A 22,360-nucleotide genomic window follows, 5' to 3' on the forward strand; every position below is an offset into this window, starting at 1 on the left:
TTCCCGGCGACCACCGAGGAGAGCTGGACCCGGTTGTAGGGGTCGTGGTCCTCCTGGCCGAGCACCGTCAGGCGCGCACCCGGGTCCGCCGCCGCGAGATCCGCGGCGACCCGGGATCCGACCATGCCGTGGCCGATCACGACGATCCTCATACGATGCTCCTCTGCTGGACGGTGACCACATCGGGGACGGGGACGGGCCGGGGCGCGGGGAGCACCTCGAGCGCCGTCACCTTGAAGCCGGGCATGCCGGAGAGCGGATCGGTCGCGCTGCCCGTGAGCAGGTTCGCGCTCCCCTCCCCGGGGTAGTGGAAGGGCATGAAGACGGTGTCCGGCCGGATCTCCTCGGTGACCTCCGCCGGCACCCGCAGCTCGCCGCTGCGGGTGCGCAGCAGCACCTCCTCGCCGTCCTCGATGCCGAGGAGGTCCGCGAGCAGGGGGTGCATCTGGGCGAAGGCCGCGGGCCGCGCGGCGAGCAGGGAGGGCACCCGGCGGGTCTGCGCCCCGGACTGGTACTGCTCGAGCAGGCGCCCCGTGACCAGGTGCAGCGGGGCATCGGCCCGGAGCGGATCGGCCGGGTCCTCGTGGGTCACCGGGAGCAGGCGAGCACGGCCGTCGGCCGTCGGGAAGCCGTCGAGCAGCGCGTGCGGCGTCCCCGGATGGTCCGGGCCGGGGACGGGCCAGTGCATCGACCCCTCGCGGTCCAGCCGCTCATGGCTCAGGCCGGAGTAGTCGGCGCGGCCGCCCGCGGAGGCCCGGGCGAGCTCGTCGAACACGGCGGAGGCCTCGGCCGGGAAGCCGGTCGGCACGCCGAGCCGCGCGGCGAGCTCGCGGAGGATCCACAGCTCGCTGCGCGCCCCGCCCGGGGCCTCCCGCGCCCGGCGGCGGCGGATCACGCGGCCCTCGAGGTTCGTCATCGTGCCCTCCTCCTCCGCCCACTGGGTGACGGGGAGGAGGACGTCGGCCAGCAGCGCCGTCTCGGACGGGACGGTGTCCATGACGACGAGCAGGTCGAGCGCGGCGAGCCGTTCCCGCACCCGGGAGACGTCCGGCGCGGAGACGACGGGGTTCGCCCCGCACACGATCAGCGCGGAGGGGCCGACCGGCCTGCCGAGCATGCCGAGCAGCTCGACGGCGGGGACGCCCGGGCCGGGCAGGGACTCCGGGTCCACGCCCCAGACGGCGGCGACGTGCGCACGGTCCTCCGGGTCGGTGATCTTCCGGTAGCCGGGCAGCTGATCCGCCTTGAGCCCGTGCTCGCGGCCGCCCTGCCCGTTGCCCTGGCCGGTGAGCGGCCCGTAGCCGGAGCCGCGACGGCCCACGAGGCCCAGCAGCAGGGCGAGGTCGATCGCGGCGGTGACGGTCGCGGTGCCCTGGGTGGACTGCTCGACCCCGCGGCCCGTGAGCACGTAGGCGCCGCGGCCGCCGCGGGACGGGGATGCGTCGGCGAGCATCCGCGCGACCTGCCGCAGCCGCCGAGCGGGGACGCCGCACACCGCCTCCGCGCGCTCGGGCCACCAGGCGGCGGCGCTCGCCCGCAGCGCCTCGAGGCCCGTGGTGCGCGCGGCGAGGTACTCGTGGTCCACGAGGTCCTCCGCGAGCACCACGTGGAGGAGGGCCAGCAGCACCACGAGGTCCGTGCCGGGCACCGGGGCGAGGTGCACGCCGGCGCCCTCCGCGGTCAGCGCCGCGGTCGCCGATCCGCGCGGGTCCGTGACGACGAGGCCGCCGCGGGAGCGCACGCCCTCGAGGTGCTGGACGAAGGGCGGCATGGTCGCGGCGAGGTTCGATCCGAGCAGCAGCACGCAGTCCGCTCCGGCGAGGTCCGGGAGCGGGAAGGGCAGCCCGCGGTCCAGGCCCAGGGAGCGGTTGGAGGCGGTCGCCGCGGCGGACATGCAGAAGCGACCGTTGTAGTCGATGAGCCGTGAGCCGAGGACGACCCGCGTGAACTTGCCCAGCGCGTAGGCCTTCTCGTTGGTGAGCCCGCCGCCGCCGAACACGGCGACGGCGTCCGACCCGCGGCGCTCCCGCTGCTCGCGCAGGTGGGTCGCGACGTGGTCGAGGGCCGCGTCCCAGCTCACCTCGCGCAGCTCGCCGTCCGCGCCGCGCAGCTGCGGGGCGGTGAGCCGGTCGGGGGCGGTGAGGACCTCCGCGGAGGTCCATCCCTTGCGGCACAGTCCGCCCTGGTTCGTGGGGAAGTCCCGGCCCTCGACGGTGAGCACGGGGGCGCCGTCGGCTCCGCCCCCGGCGACGGGGGTGAGCGTCTGCGCGCACTGGAGCGCGCAGTAGGGGCAGTGCGTCGCCGTCCCCGACGGGGCGGTGCCCGCGGAGGCGCTCGGAGTGCTCGGCATGGGACGAGCGTGCGCGGCGGGGCGGGGTGGCGTCGGCCCCGGGTCACCGCCCGGGACGCCGGGTCACGATCCGGTCACGGAGGCCCGGCGATCTCGCCGTCCGGGCCGCCGCCGCGCTCAGACGCCCTGGACGTGCGGAGTCTCGTCGGCCGAGAGGTCTCCCGAGACGCGGCCCCGGGACAGGCGCCCCATGACCGCGGCGATCGCGCCGTCGCCGGTCACGTTCGTCGCGGTGCCGAAGGAGTCGATCGCGATGTAGCTCGCGATCATGAGACCCACCGCGGCCTCCCCGAAGCCCAGCATCGAGGAGAGGATCCCGGCGGCCGCCATGATCGCCCCTCCGGGCACGCCCGGCGCCGCGATCATGACGACGCCCAGCATGAACACGAACCCGATGAGCACCGGCAGGTTCAGGTCCATGCCGGTGATGATCATGATCGCCACCGAGAAGGTGGTGATCTTCAGGGTGGAGCCGGCGAGGTGGATCGTCGCGCACAGCGGCACGACGAAGTCCGCGATCGCCGCGGGCACGCCGTTGCGCTTCGTGCACTCGAGGGTGACGGGGATCGTCGCCGCGGAGGAGCTCGTGCCGAGCGCGGTCGCGTAGGCGGGCGCCATCCGGGCGAGCATGCGCAGCGGGTTCTGGCCGGTCGCGAGGCCCGCGACGCCGTACTGCGCGAGCAGCACGAGGATCGTCATCGTGAACACGAGCACGATGACCGCGAGGAAGGTGCCGATGACGATCCAGATCTGGCCGTTCATGGTCAGCCCCAGGAACATGCCGAAGATGTAGATCGGCAGCAGCGGGATGAGCGCCGCCTCGATGGTCTTCACGACGATGTCCCGCAGCTGCACGAAGGACTCCTGCAGCGCGCCGGGCCGCACGACCGTCAGCCCGATGCCGAGGCAGAAGCTCAGCACGAGCGCGGTCATGACGTCGAGGACCGGGGGGATCCCGATCTCGAAGTACGGGGCGATCGCGGAGTCCTCGGGGTTGTCGAGGGAGCCGACGCTGACCCCGTCGAGCATGCGCGGCAGCACGAGCAGCGCGACGGTGAGGGCGAAGCCGCCCGCGAGGATCGTGGAGAGGTAGGCGATGCCCGTGGTCGCGGCGAGCATCTTCCCGGCGCCGCGGCCGAGCTCCGCGATCGCCGGGGTCACGAGCCCCACGATGATCAGCGGGATGAGGAAGCCCAGGAAGCTCGAGAAGATCCCGTTGAAGGTCGTGAAGACGCGGGCGATCGCCTCGGGCATCACGAGGCCCAGGAGCACGCCCAGGACGATCGCGAGCAGGATGCGCGGGAGCAGGCCGAACCGGCTGCGGCGGGCAGGGCCGGCGGGGTCGCCGGGGGCGTCGGGCGCGCCGAGGGGTGCGGGCGCGGGGACGGAGGAGGTCATGCGGGGATCCGGTTCCGTGCGGGGGTGGGGACCGGGTCAGGGTAGGCGGGGGCGGGAGCGCGCCGCAGGAGAATCCGCGGATCCGACGGCGACACCCCTTGTGATCGGCGCCACGCTTGCGTACTATGCCGCGAGTGTCTGCCTACTGGAGTGTCGCCCGCGCCTCCTTCCGGCAGTACTCCACCTACCGCATGGCGACGGCCGCGGGAGTGTTCACCAACTCGGTCTTCGGGCTGATCCGCGCCTCGATCCTGCTCGCCGCGATCCACGCCGCGGGCGGGGAGCTGCGCGGCTACGACGCCCTCCAGGCCGCGACCTATGTGTGGCTCGGGCAGGCCCTGCTCGCCCCCATCGAGGCCTTCGGCACCCGCGAGATCTCCCAGCGTGTGCACCAGGGCGACGTGGCCGTGGACCTCCTGCGCCCCACCCACCTGCTCGGCATGTTCTACGCGCAGAAGCTGGGCCGCGCCGGGTTCCTGCTGCTGGCCCGCGGCATCCCGCCGATGCTCGTCGGCGCCGTGCTCACGGGGCTCGCCCTGCCGAGCGACCCGCTCTCCTACCTCGTGGGCGCCGCCTGCCTGCTGCTCGCGATCACCGTCGCCTTCCTCGGGGACGCGATGATCAACCTCGCCTCCTTCTGGCTCGTCGAGACACGCGGGCTGAGCGTCGTCTACATGGCGGTGATGAACCTGCTCTCCGGCTTCCTCATCCCGATCGCCTGGTTCCCGGACTGGCTCGCCGCGATCGCCCGCGCGACCCCGTTCCCCTCGATGGTGCAGACCCCGATCGACGCGCTCTCCGGCCGGATCCCGCCGATCGAGGCGCTCGCGCTGCTGGGCGAGCAGACGGCCTGGGCGCTCGTGCTCACGGTCGCCGCCGTGCTCATGCTGCGCATCGGCGTGCGCTCCCTGGAGGTGCAGGGTGGCTGATCACGCCCGCAGCACTCCCGCCGCCTCCGCCGCACGCGCGGAGCGGCCGCTCTCCCTGCCCCGCGTCATGGGCCTGCTCTACGCGTCCCGGATCCGCTCGCAGGCCTCGTTCCGCACGAGCTTCGTCGCGGACGTCCTCGGCCAGATGCTCGTGGTGGGCACCGAGTTCCTCGAGCTGTGGGTGATCCTCTCGCAGGTCGGGGTGCTCGGCGGGATGACCCTCACCCAGGTGGCGGTCGTGTACGGTCTCGGCGCCCTCGCCTTCGGCCTCGCGGACCTCTTCTTCGGGGAGATCGACGGGCTCTCCACCATGGTGCGCTCGGGGAAGCTCGAGACGCTGCTGATCCGGCCGCTGCCCGTCCTGCTGCAGATCTCGAGCATGGACCTCTCCCTGCGGCGCCTGGGCCGGATCCTGGTGGGGCTGTCCACCTACGTGATCGCGCTCGTGGTCGCCGGGTTCTCGCCCACGCCGCTGACCCTGCTGCTCGCCCTCACCGCGCCGCTCGCCGGCGCGGCCGTGTTCGCGGCGCTGCTGACGACGGCGGGGGCGATGCAGTTCTGGCTGGTCGACGGCCGTGAGTTCGCGAACGCCTTCACCTACGGCGGCAACTACGTCGCGACGAACCCGGGCGCCGTGTTCCCGCTGCCGCTGCGGGCCTTCTTCACCTTCGTCGTCCCCGCGACCCTCATCGCCTACGCCCCCACCCTGACCCTGCTGGACCTGCCGGGCCCCGCCCTCATCCCGGCATGGTCGGGATGGCTCGGGGTGCCGGCGGGGATCCTCACCTGGACCCTCGCGTCGCTGCTCTGGCGCGCCGGGGTGCGCCGCTACACCGGAGCCGGAGGCTGACCATGACCACGTCCCCCACCTCGACCACCGACTCCCCCGCCGCGGCCGGCGACGCCCCGGCGGTCGTCCTGGACGCCCTGCGCCGCGACTTCGCCGTGCGCTCCCGTCGCCCCGGCTCCCTGCGCCGTGAGCGGCGCACCGTGCGCGCCGTGGACGACCTCACCCTCACCGTGCGGCGCGGGGAGGCCGTCGGCTTCGTCGGCGCGAACGGCGCGGGCAAGTCGACGACGATCAAGATGATGACCGGCATCCTGCGCCCCACCTCCGGGAGCGTGAGCGTGCTGGGCCGCGAGCCGGTCCCCGAGCGGCGGCACCTGGCGCGGGAGATCGGCGTCGTCTTCGGCCAGCGCTCGCAGCTGTGGTGGGACCTGCCGCTGCGCGAGTCCTACCGGATCCTCGCCGCGATGCACCGCCTGACCGACTCGGCGCGGGAGCGGCGGCTCGAGCGGCTCGTGGAGGGCCTGGGCCTCGAGGAGTTCCTGGACCGGCCCGTGCGCCAGCTGTCGCTGGGCCAGCGGATGCGCGGCGAGGTCGCCGCCGCGCTGCTGCACTCCCCCGCCCTCGTCGTGCTCGACGAGCCGACGATCGGGCTGGACATGGTCTCCAAGGAGGGACTGCGCCGCTTCTTGCAGGAGGACCGCGCCGAGCGCGGCACCACGCTCTTCCTCACGACCCACGACATGGGCGACGTGGAGCGGCTGTGCGAGCGGATCGCGGTCGTCAACCACGGCAGCGTCGCCTTCGACGGCACGATCACCGCGTTCCGCGAGCACCTCGACTCCCCGCGCGAGCTGATCGTGGACCTCGCCGAGCCGAGGGAGACCCTGGCCCTGCCCGCCGGGGCCGCGACCGACGCCGTCGAGGCCGAGGGGATCCGCCACCGCATCCGCTTCTCGGGCACGGCGCTGACCGTGCCCGCGCTGCTCGAGGCGATCGGTGCGCAGGCGAGCATCCGGGACCTCGCCCTCACCGAGCCCGCGATCGAGGACCTCGTGCGGCAGGTGTACGCGCGGGGGAAGGAACCCGCCCGCGGGGCGGGGCCAGGGGACGAGCCCGACCAGGGGCCGGACCGGGCATAGGGGACACCCCGGGTGGTGGGATGATGGACGACTCCCCGCCCGCGCCCCCTGAAGGAGGACCATGGCCCGCTCCTATGCGACCGTCGGCCAGATGACGACCTATGCCGTGGACAAGGCCGTCTCCTCCCCGGACCTCGCCTCCCACCGCGACCACACCGCCCATGTGGAGCTCATGCTGAGCCACATGCTCGAGTTCGTGCTCATGGCGCCGCGCAGCCGGGAGGCGTTCCTGCGCACGATCGCGCGCAGCGAGCGGGAGACCGGCGCGATCGTCGCGGACCCCCGCCCCCGCCGCTCCTCCCCCGACCTGGTCGCGGACCTCCTGCCCGAGGACGGCGCCGCGGAGGACGCGGCCCGCCTCGGCGTCGCCGTGCGCGTGCAGTCGCCGCTGAGCACCGCGCGCCTCGTGCGCATCGCCGCCGCGCTGGGCCCGGACCCGCAGGACGCGATCGTCAGCATCGTGCGCAGCCACGACGCTGACGCCCAGCGCCGCACCGCCGCGGAGGCCACCGCCCAGCTCGAGGCGACCACCCCCGCGGTGCCCGCGATCGTGGTCTCCACCTGGAGCCGCATCGGGAAGAAGCTCGCGAAGGCCGATCCCGGCCACAAGGACCTCTGGGAGACGATCGGCGAGATCGGGGAGAACGCCGGCTCGCCCGTGGTCCAGTACCCGCTCGACGCCCGCGCCCTGCTCACCTCCCCGCGGGTCGCGGAGGAGCTCCACGGCCACCTCGAGCTGCTGCGCCGCGCGAGCCGCGAGCTGCTGAACACCTCGCCGCGCTTCTCCACCCGTCGCGGTCAGGTGGGCGCGCACCTGCAGGCCGGCGTGGCCCGCGCCCGTGCCGGGCTCGAGCTGGGCGAGGCGGATCGCGGCACCCTCGTGCACGCCCGGCGCGGCACGCAGACCCCGATCCCGCTCGGCATCGGCTCCCTCGAGGACCCTGCGGAGACCGCGCAGGCCGACGAGCGGCTCGACGCGCTCGCCCGCGACGCCGCCGCCTGGCGGGCCGATCCGTCCCTGCTCCCGGACCCCCCGGAGCTGATCGGCACGGCCGTCTCCCCCGAGGCGGAGGGTGCCCGCCTGCTGCTGTGGGCCCTGTTCCATCCGACCCTGCTCGCCGAGCGCGGCTTCGCCCTGGCACCTGCGCGCCGCCAGCCGGCGCTCACCTCGACGACCCTCGCCCTGCGGCTCGTCGAGGCCGACGGCGACCCGGAGGTGCTGTACCGGATCTCGGTGGGCGGCGCCGCGCCGTGGACCTCCCTCGTGCCGCGCGTGACCCGCGAGGCGACCGCGGAGCTGGCCCCCGAGTCCTATGCGGTCGCGCCCGGGAAGGGCCAGTCCACCTCCGACTTCGTGTGGGAGGTGCACCGGGCGCTGCGCTCGCTGACGATCCCCCTGCGGGACCTGCGCGGCTGAGGGTCCGCGCGGCCGTCGGCGATCTCACGCCGCCACCTGCCGCCCCGGTGCGCCAGGATGGTGCCATGACGGAGAGCGCAGGGGCCGCGGTGCGGCACGGGGAGTACAAGGTCCGCGGCGGGAAGCTCGTCTCGGTGGACCTCACCATCGACGAGGGCAGGATCGCCTCCGCGCACGTGTTCGGCGACTTCTTCCTCGAGCCGGACCATGCGCTCGAGGAGATCGGCGCGGCGCTCGTGGGCCTGCCCTCGGACGTCTCCTCCCCCGCGGCGACCGCCGCGATCACCACCCGCCTCGAGGCGCTGCCCGGCGGCGTGCAGATGATCGGCTTCGACGCGGAGGCGGTCGCGATCGCGGCCCGCCGGGCCCTGGGCCAGGCGAGCTCCTGGGACGACCTCACCTTCGACGTCATCGGCCCGCAGGTGCTGCCGCCCGCGTTGCACGTCGCCCTCGACGAGGTGCTCCCTCACGAGGTCGCCGCGGGCCGCCGGGCGCCCCTGTTCCGGTTCTGGGACTGGGACGAGCCGTGCGTGGTGATCGGCTCCTACCAGTCGCTGCGCAACGAGATCGACGCGGAGGGCGCCGCCCGCCACGGCATCGACGTGGTGCGGCGCATCACCGGCGGCGGCGCGATGTTCATGGAGCAGGGCAACTGCATCACCTACTCGCTCGTGGTCCCCACCTCGCTCGTCGAGGGCCTCAGCTTCGAGCAGGCCTACGCCTACCTCGACGACTGGGTCATGGCGGCGCTCGCGGAGATCGGCGTGCAGGCCCGCTACGTCCCGCTCAACGACATCGCCTCGGAGCAGGGAAAGATCGGCGGCGCCGCCCAGCGCCGCTTCGCGGGCGGGGTGCTGCTGCACCACGTGACCATGAGCTACGACATCGACGCGCAGAAGATGGGCGAGGTGCTGCGGATCGGTCGGGAGAAGCTCTCCGACAAGGGCACGAAGAGCGCGAACAAGCGCGTGGACCCGATCCGTTCGCAGACGGGCCTGCCGCGCGACGAGATCATCGCCGGCTTCCTGGACGTCTTCCGCTCCCGCTACGCGACCACGGACTCCGCGTACACCGAGGCGGAGCTCGAGACGGCCCGCGAGCTGGTGCGCACCAAGTTCGGGACCGAGCAGTGGACCGCGCGCATCCCCTGAGGTGCGGGGAGCCGCACCGGGCCACCACGCACCCCGCTCGGGGTGTGCTCGACCGACAGGAGAGGTGCACGTGAGCACTCGGCGGTTCCTCCCGCGCGGGTCCCGCACCTACGAGCTGAGCCGCGGTCTCTCGCCCGACTCCTTCGCGGGTCTGACCGTCCCTGCCTCGACGCACGCCTCACCCGGCGATGCCTACGGGGACCTGGCACCGGGCGACCTCGCCGAGAACGGCGCGCACCTCTACCTCCGCCATCTCGACGGGGCGCTGTGCGCCCTGCGGGAGGCGGGCCTCACCGCGGAGGACGCGCGGAACTGCGTACGGGGCGGCGCCGATGTCCTCCTCAACCCGCAGAGCTTGTCCACCCCTGCCGGGGTCACGTGCTGGCCCTGCGACTCGTCGTTCTGGCTCCGCCACGCCGACGCCGCCGCTCTCGCCCGGACCGCACCCGAGCCGCTCGACGAGGACCTCCCCGCGACGTTCGCGCTGTTCATGGGACCCGACGGCGAAGCGGTCGTGATGGCTACCGGCGCGCTGTCCTGGGGTCCGACGCTCCGCGTGCTCGACCACGACGGCACCACCGTGCCGGCCGCCGCCGTGCCGCTGAGCCCGAGCTTCCCCACCCCGGGCGACGGGGCGGAGGCGCTGCACGTCGTCGGCGACTGAGCTCCGCCGGCGTCCCGTGGGCACCCGACCGGTGAGACCCCGGAGGGGTCGCCGCCGACAGCGCAGGACGAGCGGGCTCGCGAGGATCAGGCGGCCGTGAGACCGAGCGCCGCGTGCCGCCCGCGGTAGATCCCCGTGCGCAGCTCGATCTCCCAGGCCTCCGCGGCGGGCATGACCCGCTCGTGGGCGACGGCGATCTCGGCCTCCACGTCGTAGGGGACGCGCACGAACTGCACGCCGAACGGTGCGGCCCCGTCGGCCCCGTCGTCCCCCTCGAGGATCACGTACGAGGGGACGGGGCCGTCGAGCGGGTTGCCGACGCTGCCGACGTTGACGAGCGTCCGCTCCCCCTGCACCTCGAGGAAGGCGTCGTGGATGTCGCCGTAGACGAGCACGTCCGCCGACGGGCCGTCCCCGGTGAACGGCGTCGGCTCGAACATCATCGCGAAGGTCTCCGGGTCCGGGTCGCGGTGCACCCGGGTGAACTCGTCGATCGGCGAGGCGTGCACGAGCCGCACGATCCGGCCCGAGAGCCGCAGATCGAGGCTGCCCGGGAGGCCCAGCAGCCAGTCGCGCCGCTCCGCGCCGAGCTCGCCGTGCCACCACGCGGGCCCCTCCCCCTCCGGCGCCTCGGGGCTCGCGACGAACACCTCCCAGTTCCCGCGCACCGTCGCCTCGCAGCGCTCCCGGGTGAGGTCCGTGCAGGCCGCGCCGCGCGGGCCCTTCCCCACGACGTCGCCGAGGTTGATCACCCGGGTGATGCCGCGGGAGGCGATGTCAGCGAGGACCACCTCGTAGGCGGTGAGGTTGCCGTGCACGTCGGAGACCAGGGCGATGCGGGTGAGGGCCATGCGCCCACGGTACGGCGGGGCGACAGACGTGGGCAGGGCGTCACCTCGAGGTGTGGGGACCGGTGTCGCCGACGGGTGGCGACCCGTGCACCGATCGTTGCCATGGGCCCGTCGAACCGGTCGAGGTCGAACACGAATCCTTCCGTGTTGCAGTACTCGATGGCCTCGTCGACGTACCTCGGATCGTCCAAGTCGAAGCAAGCGATCTCGAGCGCGCGGAAGGCCCAGGAACGTCTCTTCCCGCCCTCGCTGCGCCCTCCCCCGGCAGCAGGCGGCTCGCCGTGGAGAAGCGCTCTCCACAACGCGTCGAAGGAATCGAGGTGGAGGAGCCAGGGGACGAGCTGGGTCGTCAGATCCTCGAGGAGGGCGGTTCGATCGTCGGCGTCACGGATCAGGTACGCGTCGTCGCGGCTCATGATCTCGGGATGCGTGCGGATGATGCTCTCCCGGAACCGTGGCCCCGGGGGCGAGGCGACGAGCTCGACGTGGACTGTGCCGCTGATCTTGGCGAAAGGGCCCTGCGCAGGAGTGCCTGCTCTGAGGGAGAGCCGGCTCTGGAGCTCCGGGCGATCACGGCGCCAGGTGACGGGCCCCGCCTTCGCGCAGCCCCGGGACCGCATGAACGGCGCGATCTCGCGGGCGACCAGCTTCAGGTCTGAGTCCGTCTGCGCGGCCGCTTCGCGTTCGCGCCGCGTCATCTCCGTACGCATTCCCGTCTCTCCCTCCGTCTCCTCCAGCCCGAGCCCCCGTGGGCCGGGCCCCTTCGGCGCTCTGATGGGCGTGTTCGCCTAGTATCCGTTGGTGCTCGCTCTCATCCGCCTTCCGCAAGCTGATGTGCTCCGGCTCCTCGCCGAGGATCCGACCGCATCGGTGTCGCCGGGCTCAGAGCGCGGGTGGACGGCGGCAGTCGTGGAGGACGAGGACGCCCTTCCCTCGAACCTCCCATCGATCCTCCTCGATCTGGACGTCGAGGTCACGCTGGTCGTCAGGACAGACTCACGATCGACCGCGCTGAGATGGGTCCCGGCGTCAGAGATTCCTCGCGCGGACGAATTGACCGTGCCTCCGACAATCGTCGATGCACTCACCGATGTGTTGGAGCTGAGCCCCGACCATCGGGACGTGCTCATCTCCCGGATCGCGGCTCGCCCCGACCCCGACGACCTCGCACAGGATCTGGGATCCGCGGTCGGTCTCCCGGACATCGACCCGCCGCAGCCCCGCACGGCCGTCGTCCTGGCGCAGATCCCCGAGAAGCGGATGCGTGCAGCGGGGTCCTTGGCCACGGCGACTCTCGTCCCCGTGGAGCTCTCCGCCCTCGACGACGGTTGGTCCCTTCTGCAGCCCACCACCGACGCCGAGACATCCGACGAGCTCGCGATCATCGTCGGGACGGCGCTCCAAGCAGGAAACCTCGGACACCGCAGGCGGCGGGTGCTCCTCCTGTGGCGCGGTGAGGGAGCAACCAGCGGCGCCATGGTCTTCCATCGATCTCGCATGCTCGCCTCGATGGTCTGGAGCTCGTCGTGGACCGAGCCTGCCCTGAGCGGGTGGGAGGTTCGGGACGAGATCACCGAGGAGTTCGCGCGGTTGAGTCGGGACCGCCCCGTCGATTCGGCGCGGCTCCGCGCCCTGTTCCGTTCGGACGACGTACCCGGCGATCCGCTCACGACACTCGTGGACGTCCTCGGGGTGCCTCCTGAGGCGATCGCTGCGCTGGACCGGACGCCTTCGGCGCCGGCCCGAGAGACGCCCGCCCCCGTTGGGTTCTGGAGGTACCTCTGGGCACTTCTCAACGGTGCCGACTCGTCGGAGAGGATCCCGCGTTCATGGGCGATCGGGTTCGGGGCGCTGGCCCTGGTCGTCACCGGCGTCTTCGCCGTCATGCTCGCGCTCGGGATCGCCGTCCTCGCCACTGACGGGAGCGTCGTCGACGAACACGGCTCCACGATCGAGGATCGGGTGGCGACCGCTGTCTTCGCGGTGGCGACCCTGGTGCATCTCATGATGAGCATCAGGTTCTTCCGCCTCGGGCGCCGGGATCGCTGACCCGGCCCGGGCGTGGCGCACCTGACGCTCCAGGGAGCGGGATCGACGTTGCGTGCGGGCGCGGGCCTGGAACAATGGCCCCCATGACCGATACCGCACCACGCCAGCCCGCCGCCATCCCCGATCGGCCCTCCCTCGAGGGGCTCGAGGAGAAGTGGGACGGCGTATGGAGCGAGCAGAAGCTCTACGCGTTCGATCCGGAGACCACCCGCGACCAGGTGTTCAGCGTCGACACCCCGCCGCCCACGGCCTCGGGCTCCCTGCACGTGGGCCACGTGTTCGGCTACTCGCAGGCGGACATGATCGTGCGCTACCAGCGCATGCGCGGGAAGAACATCTTCTACCCGCTGGGCTGGGACGACAACGGCCTGCCCACCGAGCGCCGCGTGCAGAACTACTACGGGGTGCGCTGCGACCCGTCGCTGCCCTACGACCCGGACTTCACGCCCCCGCAGGAGGGCGGCGACAACAAGTCCGCGAAGGCCGCGAACCAGCTGCCGATCTCCCGTCGCAACTTCATCGAGCTGTGCGAGCGCCTCACCGAGATCGACGAGAAGTCCTTCGAGGACGTCTTCCGCACCCTGGGCCTCTCGGTGGACTGGAAGCACGGCTACCAGACCATCAACGCCCACTCCCGCGCCACGAGCCAGCGCGCGTTCCTCGAGAACCTCGCTGCCGGCCAGGCCTACCAGTCCGAGGCCCCCACCATGTGGGACGTCACCTACCGCACCGCCGTCGCCCAGGCGGAGCAGGAGGACCGCGACCGCGACGGCGCGTACCACCGCCTCGGCTTCACCCGCACGGACGGCTCCGGCGAGAAGGTCGTCATCGCGACCACCCGCCCCGAGCTGCTGCCCGCGTGCGTGGCCCTCGTCGCCCACCCCGACGACGAGCGCTACCAGGGCCTGTTCGGCACGACCGTCACCTCGCCGCTGTTCGGCGTCGAGGTGCCCGTGCTCGCCCATCCCCTCGCCCAGCCCGACAAGGGCGCCGGCATCGCGATGATCTGCACCTTCGGCGACGCGAACGACGTCACCTGGTGGCGGGAGCTCGAGCTGCCCACCCGCTCGGTGATCGGCCGCGACGGCCGCTTCCTGCCCGAGGCCCCGTGGATCACCACCCCCGAGGGGCAGGCGAACTACGCCGAGCTCGCGGGGCTCACCGTGTTCAGCGCGCAGAAGCGCGTGGTGGAGATGGCGACGGAGTCCGGCGACCTCACCGGCGAGATCGAGAAGATCTCCCACCCGGTGAAGTTCTACGAGAACGGCGACAAGCCGCTCGAGTACGTGACCTCTCGTCAGTGGTACCTCACCAACGGCGGCCGCGACGGCTCCGAGGGCGGCCTGCGCGACGAGCTCATCGCCCGCGGTCGCGAGCTGACCTGGCACCCGGCGCACATGGAGTCCCGCTACCGCAACTGGGTCGAGGGCCTCGCCGGCGACTGGCTGATCTCCCGGCAGCGCTTCTTCGGCGTCCCCTTCCCCGTCTGGTACGGCGTGGGCGCGGACGGCGAGACCGACTACGACACGGTGCTCACCCCGTCCGTCGACCGCCTCCCGATCGACCCCACGATCGACGTGCCCGAGGGCTTCACCGAGGAGCAGCGCGGCCAGGCCGGCGGCTTCGTCGCGGATCCCGACATCCTCGACACCTGGGCGACCTCCTCGCTCACCCCGCAGCTCGCGGGCGGCTGGAACTCCGATCCGGAGCTGTTCTCCAAGGTGTACCCGATGGACCTGCGCCCCCAGGGCCACGACATCATCCGCACCTGGCTGTTCTCCACGATCGTGCGCTCGCACCTGCAGCAGGACGCCCTGCCGTGGAAGCACGCCTCGATCAACGGCTGGATCCTCGATCCCGACCGCAAGAAGATGTCGAAGTCCAAGGGCAACGTCGTCACCCCGATCGGTCTGCTCGAGCAGCACGGCTCCGACGGCGTGCGCTACTGGGCCGGCCGTGCCCGTCAGGGCGTGGACACCGCGTTCGACGAGGGCCAGATGAAGATCGGTCGCCGTCTCGCGATCAAGATCCTCAACGCCTCGAAGTTCGCGCTCGGCTTCGGCGAGGCCCCCGCGGATCCCTCGGGCGCCCTCGCGGCCGACCCGGCCGCGGTCACCGATCCGCTGGACCGGGCGCTGCTGGCGAACCTCGCCGAGGTCGTCGAGCAGTCCACCACCGCCTTCGAGGACATGGACTACGCGCGGGTGCTCGAGCTCGTGGAGCCGTTCTTCTGGGCGTTCTGCGACGACTACATCGAGCTGGTCAAGGAGCGTGCCCACGGCAACGCCCCCTCCGGCCAGGCCGGTGCCGACTCGGCGCGCGCGGCGCTCGCGATCGCGCTCGAGGTGCAGCTGCGCCTGTTCGCGCCCGTGATCGTCTTCGCGACCGAGGAGGTGTGGTCGTGGTGGCGCGGCGGCAGCGTGCACACGCAGCCCTGGCCCGTCGCCGAGCCGCTGCGCGCCGCCGCCCAGGGACAGGACGCCGCACTGCTGGACACCGTGGCCCAGGCCGCGATCGTCGTGCGCCGCCTGAAGTCCGACGCGAAGGTCTCCCAGAAGACGCCCGTGCTCTCGGTGACCCTCCGCGCCCCGGAGGCCGCCGCCGGCCACCTCGAGGCCGCCCGCTGCGACCTCATGGCGCTGGGCCGCATCGAGGCGCTCGAGATCGCCGGCGGCGAGGTCGACGCGATCAGCACCGAGGACGCCGAGCTGGGCGAGCCGCCGGTGAAGCAGCCCCGCAACAAGGGCTGATCAGGGCCAGCACCTCTGAGCGTCCCGACGGCGCCTCCTGTCCACAGGGGGCGCCGTCGGCATGTGCTGATCCGTGTGCTCTGACAGACTCGACCTCATGCAGACCCAGACGTTCCGCTCCGGCGCCGCGACGATGATGATGTGGATCGGCCCGTTCGTCGCCCTGATCGCGGTGCTGCTCTTCGTCCCTCTCCCCCTGGTCCTCTGGGCGACCAGCGGGGACGCAGCGGTGCTGCTGATGCTGCTGTTCGTGCCGGTCGGCCTGGTCGCCGGGCTGCTCCTGCATCTCGCGGGACGGCGCAGCCGGGTCGAGCTCACCGGGGACGCCGTCACCTGGCGCACGCTCACGAGCGCCCCCCGCACTGTTCCCTTCTCCGCGGTCCAAGGGGTCGAGGTCCCGACCGCTCGCCGCGGTCCGCGCAGCGTCCGTCTGCACCTGCGGGACGGCGCCGTCGTCCCGGTCACCGCGGTGAGCATGTCCGGGGGCGAGGGCGGCAACAGCGCCGATGCCGGATATCTCCGTACCGCTCAGGCGATCACGGACGCGCACCGCGGATGGTGGATGCATCACGGCCAGAGGCGCTGAGGCCGCCAGGACGCGGGTGCGCTGAGCGTGGGCCCCGTCTCGGGCTCAGTCGAAGGGGTTGATCGCGCTCACCGTGCTGCCCACGGCATCACGAGCGCCGTCGAAGGCCCCGGAGGCGTCGGAGATCGCGTCGTCGAGGTCGTAATCCCCTGGGGTGAAGGTGTTGACGATGGCGTTCGGATGAACGGCGAGACTGGTCGTGCCCCCGAGCCCGAGCTCGACGGCGAGCTGGCCCCCGACGTTCACCGAGACCTCATCCGCGGAGATCGTCGTCCCTCCCGAGGCCCCGGCGCCCGCCCCCGCCTTCCCGCTGATCGACGTCGACCCGGAGAACCAGCCGAACGGGCCCGTCTGCTCGAACTTCTGCGTGACCTGAGCGCCCGCGAAGGCGTTCGCCCCGCCTCCGAACGTCACCCCGTTGGCCTGACCATCCTCGTTGCGCGTCAGGTGCGCGTACCGCGAGGCATCCGCGTTGGCACCCACGAAGTAGTCCTGGGTCAAGGTGCCCGAGGTTCCGAGCGGTCCGTCGACCGTGGCGCTCTGCGACGCATACAGACCCGATCCCGGCTTGGCCCCGAACGAGTACCCGTCCCCGGGACCCCGCACGGCCCCGGCAGCTCGAACGGGAACGGGAAGGGGAAGGGCAGGGGGCTGCCGAAGGGCCCGCCGCCGCTGCCGTCGCCGTCGGAGGCGCCGTCCTGCTCCTCGGCCCGGGCGGTCAGCTCGTCCGCCCGGGCGCGCAGGGCGTCGGCCCGCGCGGTGAGCTGGGCGCGCACCTCGGACTGCCAGCGCTCGCGGAAGGCGTCCGCGTCGGGCCCCGTCCACTCGACCGCGCCGACCATCGCGGAGGTGGTCCCGATGAGGTCCCTGAGGGTGCCCGAGCCGCGCAGGCAGGCCCCCGCCTGCTCGCGCAGCTGCTCCGTGTCCGCACCGTAGAACCCGCTCATCGCGGCATCGACCCTGTCTGTCCTGCCCCACCGTCCCTGACGTGCTCCCGAGACTAGGCCGCCCTGCTCGGCACGGCGATGGGGAGGACTCCCCATGCGGGCTCACCCCTAGGCTGGCGGCCATGGATTCGACCTTCCGCTCCGCCGGCTCCCACGTGAACGTCGTCGTCGGCCCTGCGGTGATGCTGATCGGGGTGGGCACGGCGATCACCGCGGTGGTGCTCACGCTCGTGCTGGGCGAGGCGGGCTTCCTCGCCCTGCTGATCCCTGCCGTGCTCGCCCTGGGCGGCGGGGCGTTCGTGCTGTGGGGCGCCCGGCGCTCGCGGCTGCGGATCGACGCGGCCGGCTTCCGGTGGGCAGGCTTCGTGGGCGCCGAGCAGTCGGTGCGCTGGGAGCAGCTGCAGCGGATCGCGCCTCCGACCCCGGGGGACCGCCGGCTCGTGGCGTTCGCGCTGCTGCACGACGGCACGGCCGTGCCCGTCCGGGCGCTGTGGGAGCCCGCGACGGTGCCGTCCGTGCTGAGCGGCGGCCCCGATCACTCGGCGGTGCAGCATGCGCTGGTCACCGCGCACCAGCAGTGGCTGGCCGCCCGGGGCGGAGAGCACACCCCGAGATGAGGACTCCCGCTCAGCGGGCCACCTGACGGTGCCCGGCGTCGAGGCGACGGGTCCAGCCCCGCGCGTCGAGATGCTCGAGCAGCGGGATGACGACCCGCCGCGTGGTGCCGAGAGCCTGCCGCGCCTGGGAGGTCGTGAAGGGCTGCTCGAGCCGGGACAGCTCTCGCATGGCGAGGGCCGCCGCCGTGGGCAGCAGGATCACCTCGCCGGGCAGGCGCAGCAGGCGGCCCTGGCGCGCCGCGGCGGCGAGCTGCTCGGAGCCCAGGTGCAGGGAGGCGAGGTCGTCGGCCTCGGGCGCCCGGAAGGGCTCCGCACGCAGTCGCCGCTCGAGCTCGGCGACGGCTCCCTCGGCGTCGCCGAGGCCCTCCTGCCGTGCCGGATCGCGGAGCCGGCCGTCCTGCTCCTCGAGGCCGGCACGGCTCACGAGGAGCTCGAGCAGCGCGGGTGCCGGCAGCGGCGGTGCGCCTCCACCACGGGGCGCGGGCTCCCGGGCCAGGGCGTCGAGCGCGGCCTTCCGGGGCAGGCCGGCGGAGAGCGGGTGCTCCCGGTGCTCGGTCTCGACGAGATCGCGCAGCCGCGCGGTCCAGTCCTGCATCGCCGCTTCCGCGGCGAGCAGCTCGCCGCCACGGCCGTCGGCCACCCGCTGCACCCCCTCGGGCAGCACGGCCGGCACCTGCACCCCCTGACGGGTGAGGACGGCCGACGCCACCGCGCCGCGTCGGGCGACCTCCGCGGCGAGGTCGCCGCCGTCGCCGGACGCGGCGAGCGCGTCGGCCCGGCGGGCGGCGTCCCCGCGGCGCGTGAGGGCGGGCGGGTCGACGTCGAGCACGAGGGCGCCGCTGCGGAGGGTCTGCTCCCCCGTGCCGCGCAGCACCATCCGGTCGCCCACCCGCAGCGGCAGCGGGCGGGCGAGGGTGAGGCGCGCATGGTCCTCGCCGAGCGGTCGCACGCGCACCGGGACGGCGGCCGTGCCGACGTGGGCGACGAGCTCCCCGGGCGCGTCGGCGAAGGCGCCGGGGACGGTCGCCCGCACGTCCAGGAGCTCCGTCGCCGTCCACGCCCCAGGGGTGAGCAGGGCGTCGCCCCGGGTCACGTCGTCCGCGTCCACGCCGCGGAGGTTCACGGCGGCGCGGCTCACGGGGCCCAGCTCGGGGACCTGACCGCCGCGGGACTGCAGCCCGCGCACCTGGACGCGCCGCGGCTCCCCCGTCCCGGCGAGCTCGAGCGTGTCGTCGGTGCGCAGGGTGCCCCCGCTGAGGGTGCCGGTGACGACGGTCCCGGCGCCGGTGATGGTGAAGGCGCGGTCGACCCACAGCCGCACGGGCGCCTCCGGCTTCGGCCGGCGGGCGGCGGCGAGCACGTCGTCGAGGGCGGCGCGCAGCGCGTCCAGGCCCTCGCCGGTGCGGGCGGAGACGGCGACGGCGGGCGCGTGGGCCAGGCCCGTCCCGGCGAGCTCGGCGCGGGCCTGCGCGGTGACCTCCTCGACGCGGTCCGGGGCGAGGTCGCTGCGGGTCACGACGAGCAGGCCCTGGTCGATGCCGAGGGCGGCGACCGCGTCACGGTGGTCGGAGGACTGCGCCTGCCAGCCGGCATCCGCCGCGACGACGAAGCAGACGATCGGGGCGGGACCGATCCCCGCGAGCATGTTGCCGAGGAAGCGCTCGTGGCCGGGGACGTCGACGACGGCGACCTCGGCGCCGGAGGGCAGGGTCGTCCAGGCGAAGCCGAGGTCGATCGTGAGCCCGCGACGGCGCTCCTCGTCCCAGCGGTCCGGCTCGATGCCGGTCAGCGCACGCACCAGCGTGGACTTGCCGTGGTCCACGTGCCCGGCGGTCGCGACGACCTGCATCAGCGGGGCTCCCTCACCGCGTCCACCGCGACCACGATCGCGTCCTCCTGGTCCTCGGGCACGCAGCGGAGATCCAGCAGCAGCCTCCCCTGGGAGAGCACGCCCACCACGGCCGGCTCTCCCGTGCGCAGGGCGGGGGCGAGCTCGGGCTCAAGGGCGATCGCCCAGCCGGGGAGCGGCACCTCGGCGCCGCCTCCGCCGCCCACGCGACCGTCGTGCGCGACGAGCTCCCCGCCGATCCGCGCGGCGAGGGCCTCCGTGCGCCGGCGCAGCGCGGCGGGGTCCGTGCGCAGCGCCGCGAGGACGGGCGGCACGGGGCCGGTGAGCGTCGCCTCGAGCGCGGCGAGAGCGAGCTTGTCCGCCCGCACGGCACGGGCGAGGGGGTGCCGGGCGAGGCGCGCGATGGTCGCGGCGGTGCCCAGCAGGATCCCGGCCTGCGGGCCGCCCAGGAGCTTGTCGCCGCTCGTGATGACGACGTCGGCCCCGGACTCGAGGGCGGCGGTCGCGTCGGGCTCCCCGGGCAGCACGGACTCGGGCCGCAGCAGCCCCGAGCCGAGGTCCGCGATGAGCGGCAGGCCGTGCTCGTGGGCGATCCCGGCGAGCTCCGCGACGCCGACCTCGCTCGTGAAGCCCTCGATGCGGTAGTTGCTCGTGTGGACCTTCATCAGGGCTCCCACCTGCCCGTCCTCGCATGCGGCGGTGTAGTCCGCGGCGTGGGTGCGGTTGGTGGTGCCGACCTCGCGCACACGCGCCCCCGCGGAGGAGACGAGATCCGCGAGGCGGAACCCGGCGCCGATCTCGACGATCTCCCCGCGGCTCCACACCACCTCTCGCCCGGCGGCGAGCGCGGTCGTCGCGAGCAGCAGCGCCGCGGCACCGTTGTTGACGACGAGGGCGTCCTCCGCGGCGGGGCAGGCGGCGAGCAGCGCCGCGCGTGCTCCGGCGCCGCGGCGGGAGCGTGCACCGGTCATGAGATCGAGCTCGACGTCCGTGTACCCGGCGGCGTCCTGCAGGGCGGCGCGGGCCGGTGCCGAGAGCGGCGCCCGGCCGAGGTTCGTGTGGACGATGACGCCGGTCGCGTTGAGGACGGGCCGCATCGAGGCGGCGGGGTGGTCGCCGATCGCGCCGAGCACCGCGTCCTCCACCTGCTCGGGGGTGATCTCCCCGGCACGGGCACGGTCCTGGGCGGCGCGCACGATCCCGCGGATCACGGTCTCGCCGAGGCTCGCGCGGGCCCGCTCCACGGCCGGCAGCGCGAGCAGCGCGTCGGTGCGCGGGATCCGACGGCGAGGGTCCTCGTGCTCGGCGCCCTGCGGCGCGCTCCCCTGCGTCATCGACTCTCCTCGCACGGCCGGGCCGGACCCGGCGGGATGGACCGGGCACGCGGCCCGGACTGGCGGAGGCGGACGGGAATCGAACCCGCCAGCCCGAGATGCTCGGGCTCGATGGTTTTGAAGACCACGGCGCCCACCAGGACACGGACGCCTCCCTGGGACGAGGCCGTCGACTCGCGCCGGGCATCCCGTCCCTCGGGAAGACTATCGCTCCCCGCGGGAGCGCCCGGCATCCGGCGCCCGGCGCTCAGCGCTCAGCGCGCGCCGAGCATCGGGCACTCGAAGGGGTCGCGGGCGGCGAGGCCGACCTCGTTGAGGTGGCGCACCACGATGAGGTAGGAGCGGTGCAGCGGGACCTCCGCGTAGGGGACCTCGAGCCGGGCGCAGTGCTCGCGCACGATCTCGCGGGCCCGCGCGAGGTGCGGGCGCGGCATCGACGGGAACAGATGGTGCTCGATCTGGTAGTTCAGGCCGCCGTAGAGCAGCGTGGCCCACCATCCGCCGGCGATGTTGCGGGAGGTGCGCACCTGCTTGGAGAAGAAGTCGAGGCGGGCCGAGGGCGCCACGACCGGCATCCCCTTGTGGTTCGGGGCGAAGGACGCCCCCATGCACACGCCGAACACGGCCACCTGGACCGCGAGGAAGGCGACCGCCATGAGCGGCGGCAGCAGCAGGAAGGCGGGCACGGCGAGCACGGCCGTGCGCCCCAGGATGAGCGCCATCTCGGTGAAGCGGCGCGTCGTGGGGCGGCGGGAGAGCAGGTGACGGGCGCTGTGCAGGTGGAGGTTCAGACCCTCGAGGGTGAGCAGGGGGAAGAACAGCCAGCCCTGGCGCCGGGTGATCCAGCGCCGCAGGCCGCGGGCCTCGGCGGCGTCCGACGGGAGGAACGAGATCGTGTCCACCTCGATGTCCGGGTCCTTGCCCACCTGGTTGGGGTTGCCGTGGTGACGGGAGTGCTTGGAGTCCCACCAGCTGAAGCTGAGGCCCACCACGCCGGCCAGCAGCCGCGCGAGCCGGGTGTTCGCGCGCCCGCCGGCGAGAACCTGACGATGCCCGGCCTCATGGGCGACGAAGGCGATCTGGGTGCAGATCACGCCGAGGGCGGCGGCGATCAGCAGCTGCCACCAGCTCTCCCCCAGCAGGATCATCCCCGCGCCGCACGCGGCGAGCGCGAGCGCGAGCACCACGCCGACCACGGCGTAGTAGCCGCGGGCGCGCTCGAGCAGACCCTCCGCCTTCACCAGCCGGGAGACCTCCACGAAGGCACGCAGCTGCGGAGGGAACGAGGAGGCATCGATCTGGCCGGTCCCGGCTGCGCCGATGGTGGGGGCGCCGGGAGGGGCGGTGGCTCGGGCGGGGGTGAGGGCCGTCATCGGGCACCTGCCTTCGGTGGGACGCCGGTGGCGCCATCGCGGCTGCGCGGGGCGCAGGTGCCGAGGAGTGTCCCGACGCGAGGAGGATACGGGCGCCGCCTGGGAGCCCCACGCATGCCCGCCGGGTCCGGGCCGGGCGTTCCGCTCCTCTGCTCGCCCCCCTGTC

At 73.6% G+C, this 22,360-nt stretch carries 18 protein-coding genes and 1 tRNA gene; 10 read left to right on the forward strand and 9 right to left on the reverse strand.

Annotated elements, in window-relative coordinates:
- Window positions 1–148: 148 nt before the first annotated feature.
- Window positions 149–2,350 (reverse strand): molybdopterin oxidoreductase family protein, encoded by a 2,202-nt coding sequence (locus ABD080_RS15285; protein ID WP_343906193.1) that lies wholly within the window; start codon window positions 2,348–2,350, stop codon window positions 149–151.
- 117 nt (window positions 2,351–2,467) lie between these two features.
- Window positions 2,468–3,748, reverse strand: coding sequence for a dicarboxylate/amino acid:cation symporter (locus ABD080_RS15290; RefSeq protein ID WP_343906195.1), 1,281 nt, complete (start codon window positions 3,746–3,748; stop codon window positions 2,468–2,470).
- Window positions 3,749–3,873: 125 nt separating this feature from the next.
- Here ABD080_RS15290 and ABD080_RS15295 point away from each other — a divergent pair, with 125 nt between their 5' ends.
- From ABD080_RS15295 to ABD080_RS15320, 6 genes are all read left to right on the forward strand, one after another.
- Window positions 3,874–4,677 (forward strand): ABC transporter permease, encoded by an 804-nt coding sequence (locus ABD080_RS15295; protein ID WP_370297010.1) that lies wholly within the window; start codon window positions 3,874–3,876, stop codon window positions 4,675–4,677.
- A complete protein-coding gene (locus ABD080_RS15300; protein WP_343906198.1) occupies window positions 4,670–5,527 on the forward strand; it encodes an ABC transporter permease in 858 nt (285 codons plus the stop codon). The genes ABD080_RS15295 and ABD080_RS15300 overlap by 8 nt, the downstream gene beginning before the upstream one ends.
- A gap of 2 nt (window positions 5,528–5,529) precedes the next feature.
- Window positions 5,530–6,606 carry an ABC transporter ATP-binding protein gene (locus tag ABD080_RS15305; protein ID WP_343906200.1) on the forward strand — a complete coding sequence of 359 codons (1,077 nt, stop codon included), beginning with the start codon at window positions 5,530–5,532 and terminating at the stop codon, window positions 6,604–6,606.
- Between the two features lie 61 nt (window positions 6,607–6,667).
- A complete protein-coding gene (locus ABD080_RS15310) occupies window positions 6,668–8,023 on the forward strand; it encodes a hypothetical protein (RefSeq protein ID WP_137771331.1) in 1,356 nt (451 codons plus the stop codon).
- A 65-nt stretch (window positions 8,024–8,088) separates the two neighbouring features.
- Window positions 8,089–9,174 carry a lipoate-protein ligase LplAB gene (gene lplAB / locus ABD080_RS15315; RefSeq protein ID WP_343906203.1) on the forward strand — a complete coding sequence of 362 codons (1,086 nt, stop codon included), beginning with the start codon at window positions 8,089–8,091 and terminating at the stop codon, window positions 9,172–9,174.
- Window positions 9,175–9,244: 70 nt separating this feature from the next.
- Window positions 9,245–9,838: a hypothetical protein gene (locus ABD080_RS15320; protein WP_343906205.1), complete on the forward strand. Its 594-nt coding sequence runs from the start codon at window positions 9,245–9,247 to the stop codon at window positions 9,836–9,838.
- A gap of 86 nt (window positions 9,839–9,924) precedes the next feature.
- Here the strand turns inward: ABD080_RS15320 and ABD080_RS15325 are convergent, their stop codons facing one another.
- Window positions 9,925–10,689: a metallophosphoesterase family protein gene (locus ABD080_RS15325; protein ID WP_343906207.1), complete on the reverse strand. Its 765-nt coding sequence runs from the start codon at window positions 10,687–10,689 to the stop codon at window positions 9,925–9,927.
- Between the two features lie 801 nt (window positions 10,690–11,490).
- Between ABD080_RS15325 and ABD080_RS15330 the strand changes: the two genes are divergently transcribed.
- The 3 genes from ABD080_RS15330 (at window position 11,491) to ABD080_RS15340 (ending at window position 16,074) form a co-directional block, all read left to right on the forward strand.
- A complete protein-coding gene (locus ABD080_RS15330; protein WP_343906209.1) occupies window positions 11,491–12,738 on the forward strand; it encodes an ABC transporter permease family protein in 1,248 nt (415 codons plus the stop codon).
- An 83-nt stretch (window positions 12,739–12,821) separates the two neighbouring features.
- A complete protein-coding gene (gene valS, locus ABD080_RS15335; RefSeq protein WP_343906211.1) occupies window positions 12,822–15,488 on the forward strand; it encodes a valine--tRNA ligase in 2,667 nt (888 codons plus the stop codon).
- A 97-nt stretch (window positions 15,489–15,585) separates the two neighbouring features.
- Complete coding sequence (locus ABD080_RS15340; RefSeq protein ID WP_343906213.1) at window positions 15,586–16,074, forward strand: PH domain-containing protein; 489 nt, start codon at window positions 15,586–15,588, stop codon at window positions 16,072–16,074.
- A gap of 45 nt (window positions 16,075–16,119) precedes the next feature.
- On the opposite strand, the gene ABD080_RS15345 is transcribed toward ABD080_RS15340, so the two are convergent.
- Together ABD080_RS15345 and ABD080_RS15350 are read right to left on the reverse strand one after the other, a co-directional pair.
- Window positions 16,120–16,575, reverse strand: a complete 456-nt coding sequence (locus tag ABD080_RS15345) for a hypothetical protein (RefSeq protein ID WP_343906215.1) — start codon at window positions 16,573–16,575, stop codon at window positions 16,120–16,122.
- Window positions 16,572–17,021: a hypothetical protein gene (locus ABD080_RS15350; RefSeq protein ID WP_343906217.1), complete on the reverse strand. Its 450-nt coding sequence runs from the start codon at window positions 17,019–17,021 to the stop codon at window positions 16,572–16,574. Before ABD080_RS15350 ends, ABD080_RS15345 begins: the two co-directional genes overlap by 4 nt.
- Window positions 17,022–17,143: 122 nt before the next feature.
- Here ABD080_RS15350 and ABD080_RS15355 point away from each other — a divergent pair, with 122 nt between their 5' ends.
- Window positions 17,144–17,638, forward strand: a complete 495-nt coding sequence (locus ABD080_RS15355; RefSeq protein ID WP_343906219.1) for a hypothetical protein — start codon at window positions 17,144–17,146, stop codon at window positions 17,636–17,638.
- Between the two features lie 10 nt (window positions 17,639–17,648).
- Here ABD080_RS15355 and selB read toward each other — a convergent pair whose 3' ends face one another.
- The 4 genes from selB to ABD080_RS15375 all read right to left on the reverse strand — a co-directional run bounded on the left by selB (window position 17,649) and on the right by ABD080_RS15375 (window position 22,194).
- Window positions 17,649–19,487 (reverse strand): selenocysteine-specific translation elongation factor, encoded by a 1,839-nt coding sequence (gene selB, locus ABD080_RS15360; RefSeq protein WP_343906221.1) that lies wholly within the window; start codon window positions 19,485–19,487, stop codon window positions 17,649–17,651.
- Window positions 19,487–20,821: an L-seryl-tRNA(Sec) selenium transferase gene (selA, locus tag ABD080_RS15365; RefSeq protein WP_343906223.1), complete on the reverse strand. Its 1,335-nt coding sequence runs from the start codon at window positions 20,819–20,821 to the stop codon at window positions 19,487–19,489. The genes selB and selA overlap by 1 nt, the downstream gene beginning before the upstream one ends.
- A gap of 60 nt (window positions 20,822–20,881) precedes the next feature.
- Window positions 20,882–20,976: transfer RNA gene (locus ABD080_RS15370), tRNA-Sec, on the reverse strand.
- Window positions 20,977–21,075: 99 nt separating this feature from the next.
- Window positions 21,076–22,194 (reverse strand): fatty acid desaturase family protein, encoded by a 1,119-nt coding sequence (locus ABD080_RS15375; protein ID WP_137771343.1) that lies wholly within the window; start codon window positions 22,192–22,194, stop codon window positions 21,076–21,078.
- Window positions 22,195–22,360: the final 166 nt, after the last annotated feature.

This window comes from Brachybacterium rhamnosum, from assembly GCF_039526185.1.
Taxonomy (GTDB): Bacteria; Actinomycetota; Actinomycetes; order Actinomycetales; family Dermabacteraceae; genus Brachybacterium; species Brachybacterium rhamnosum.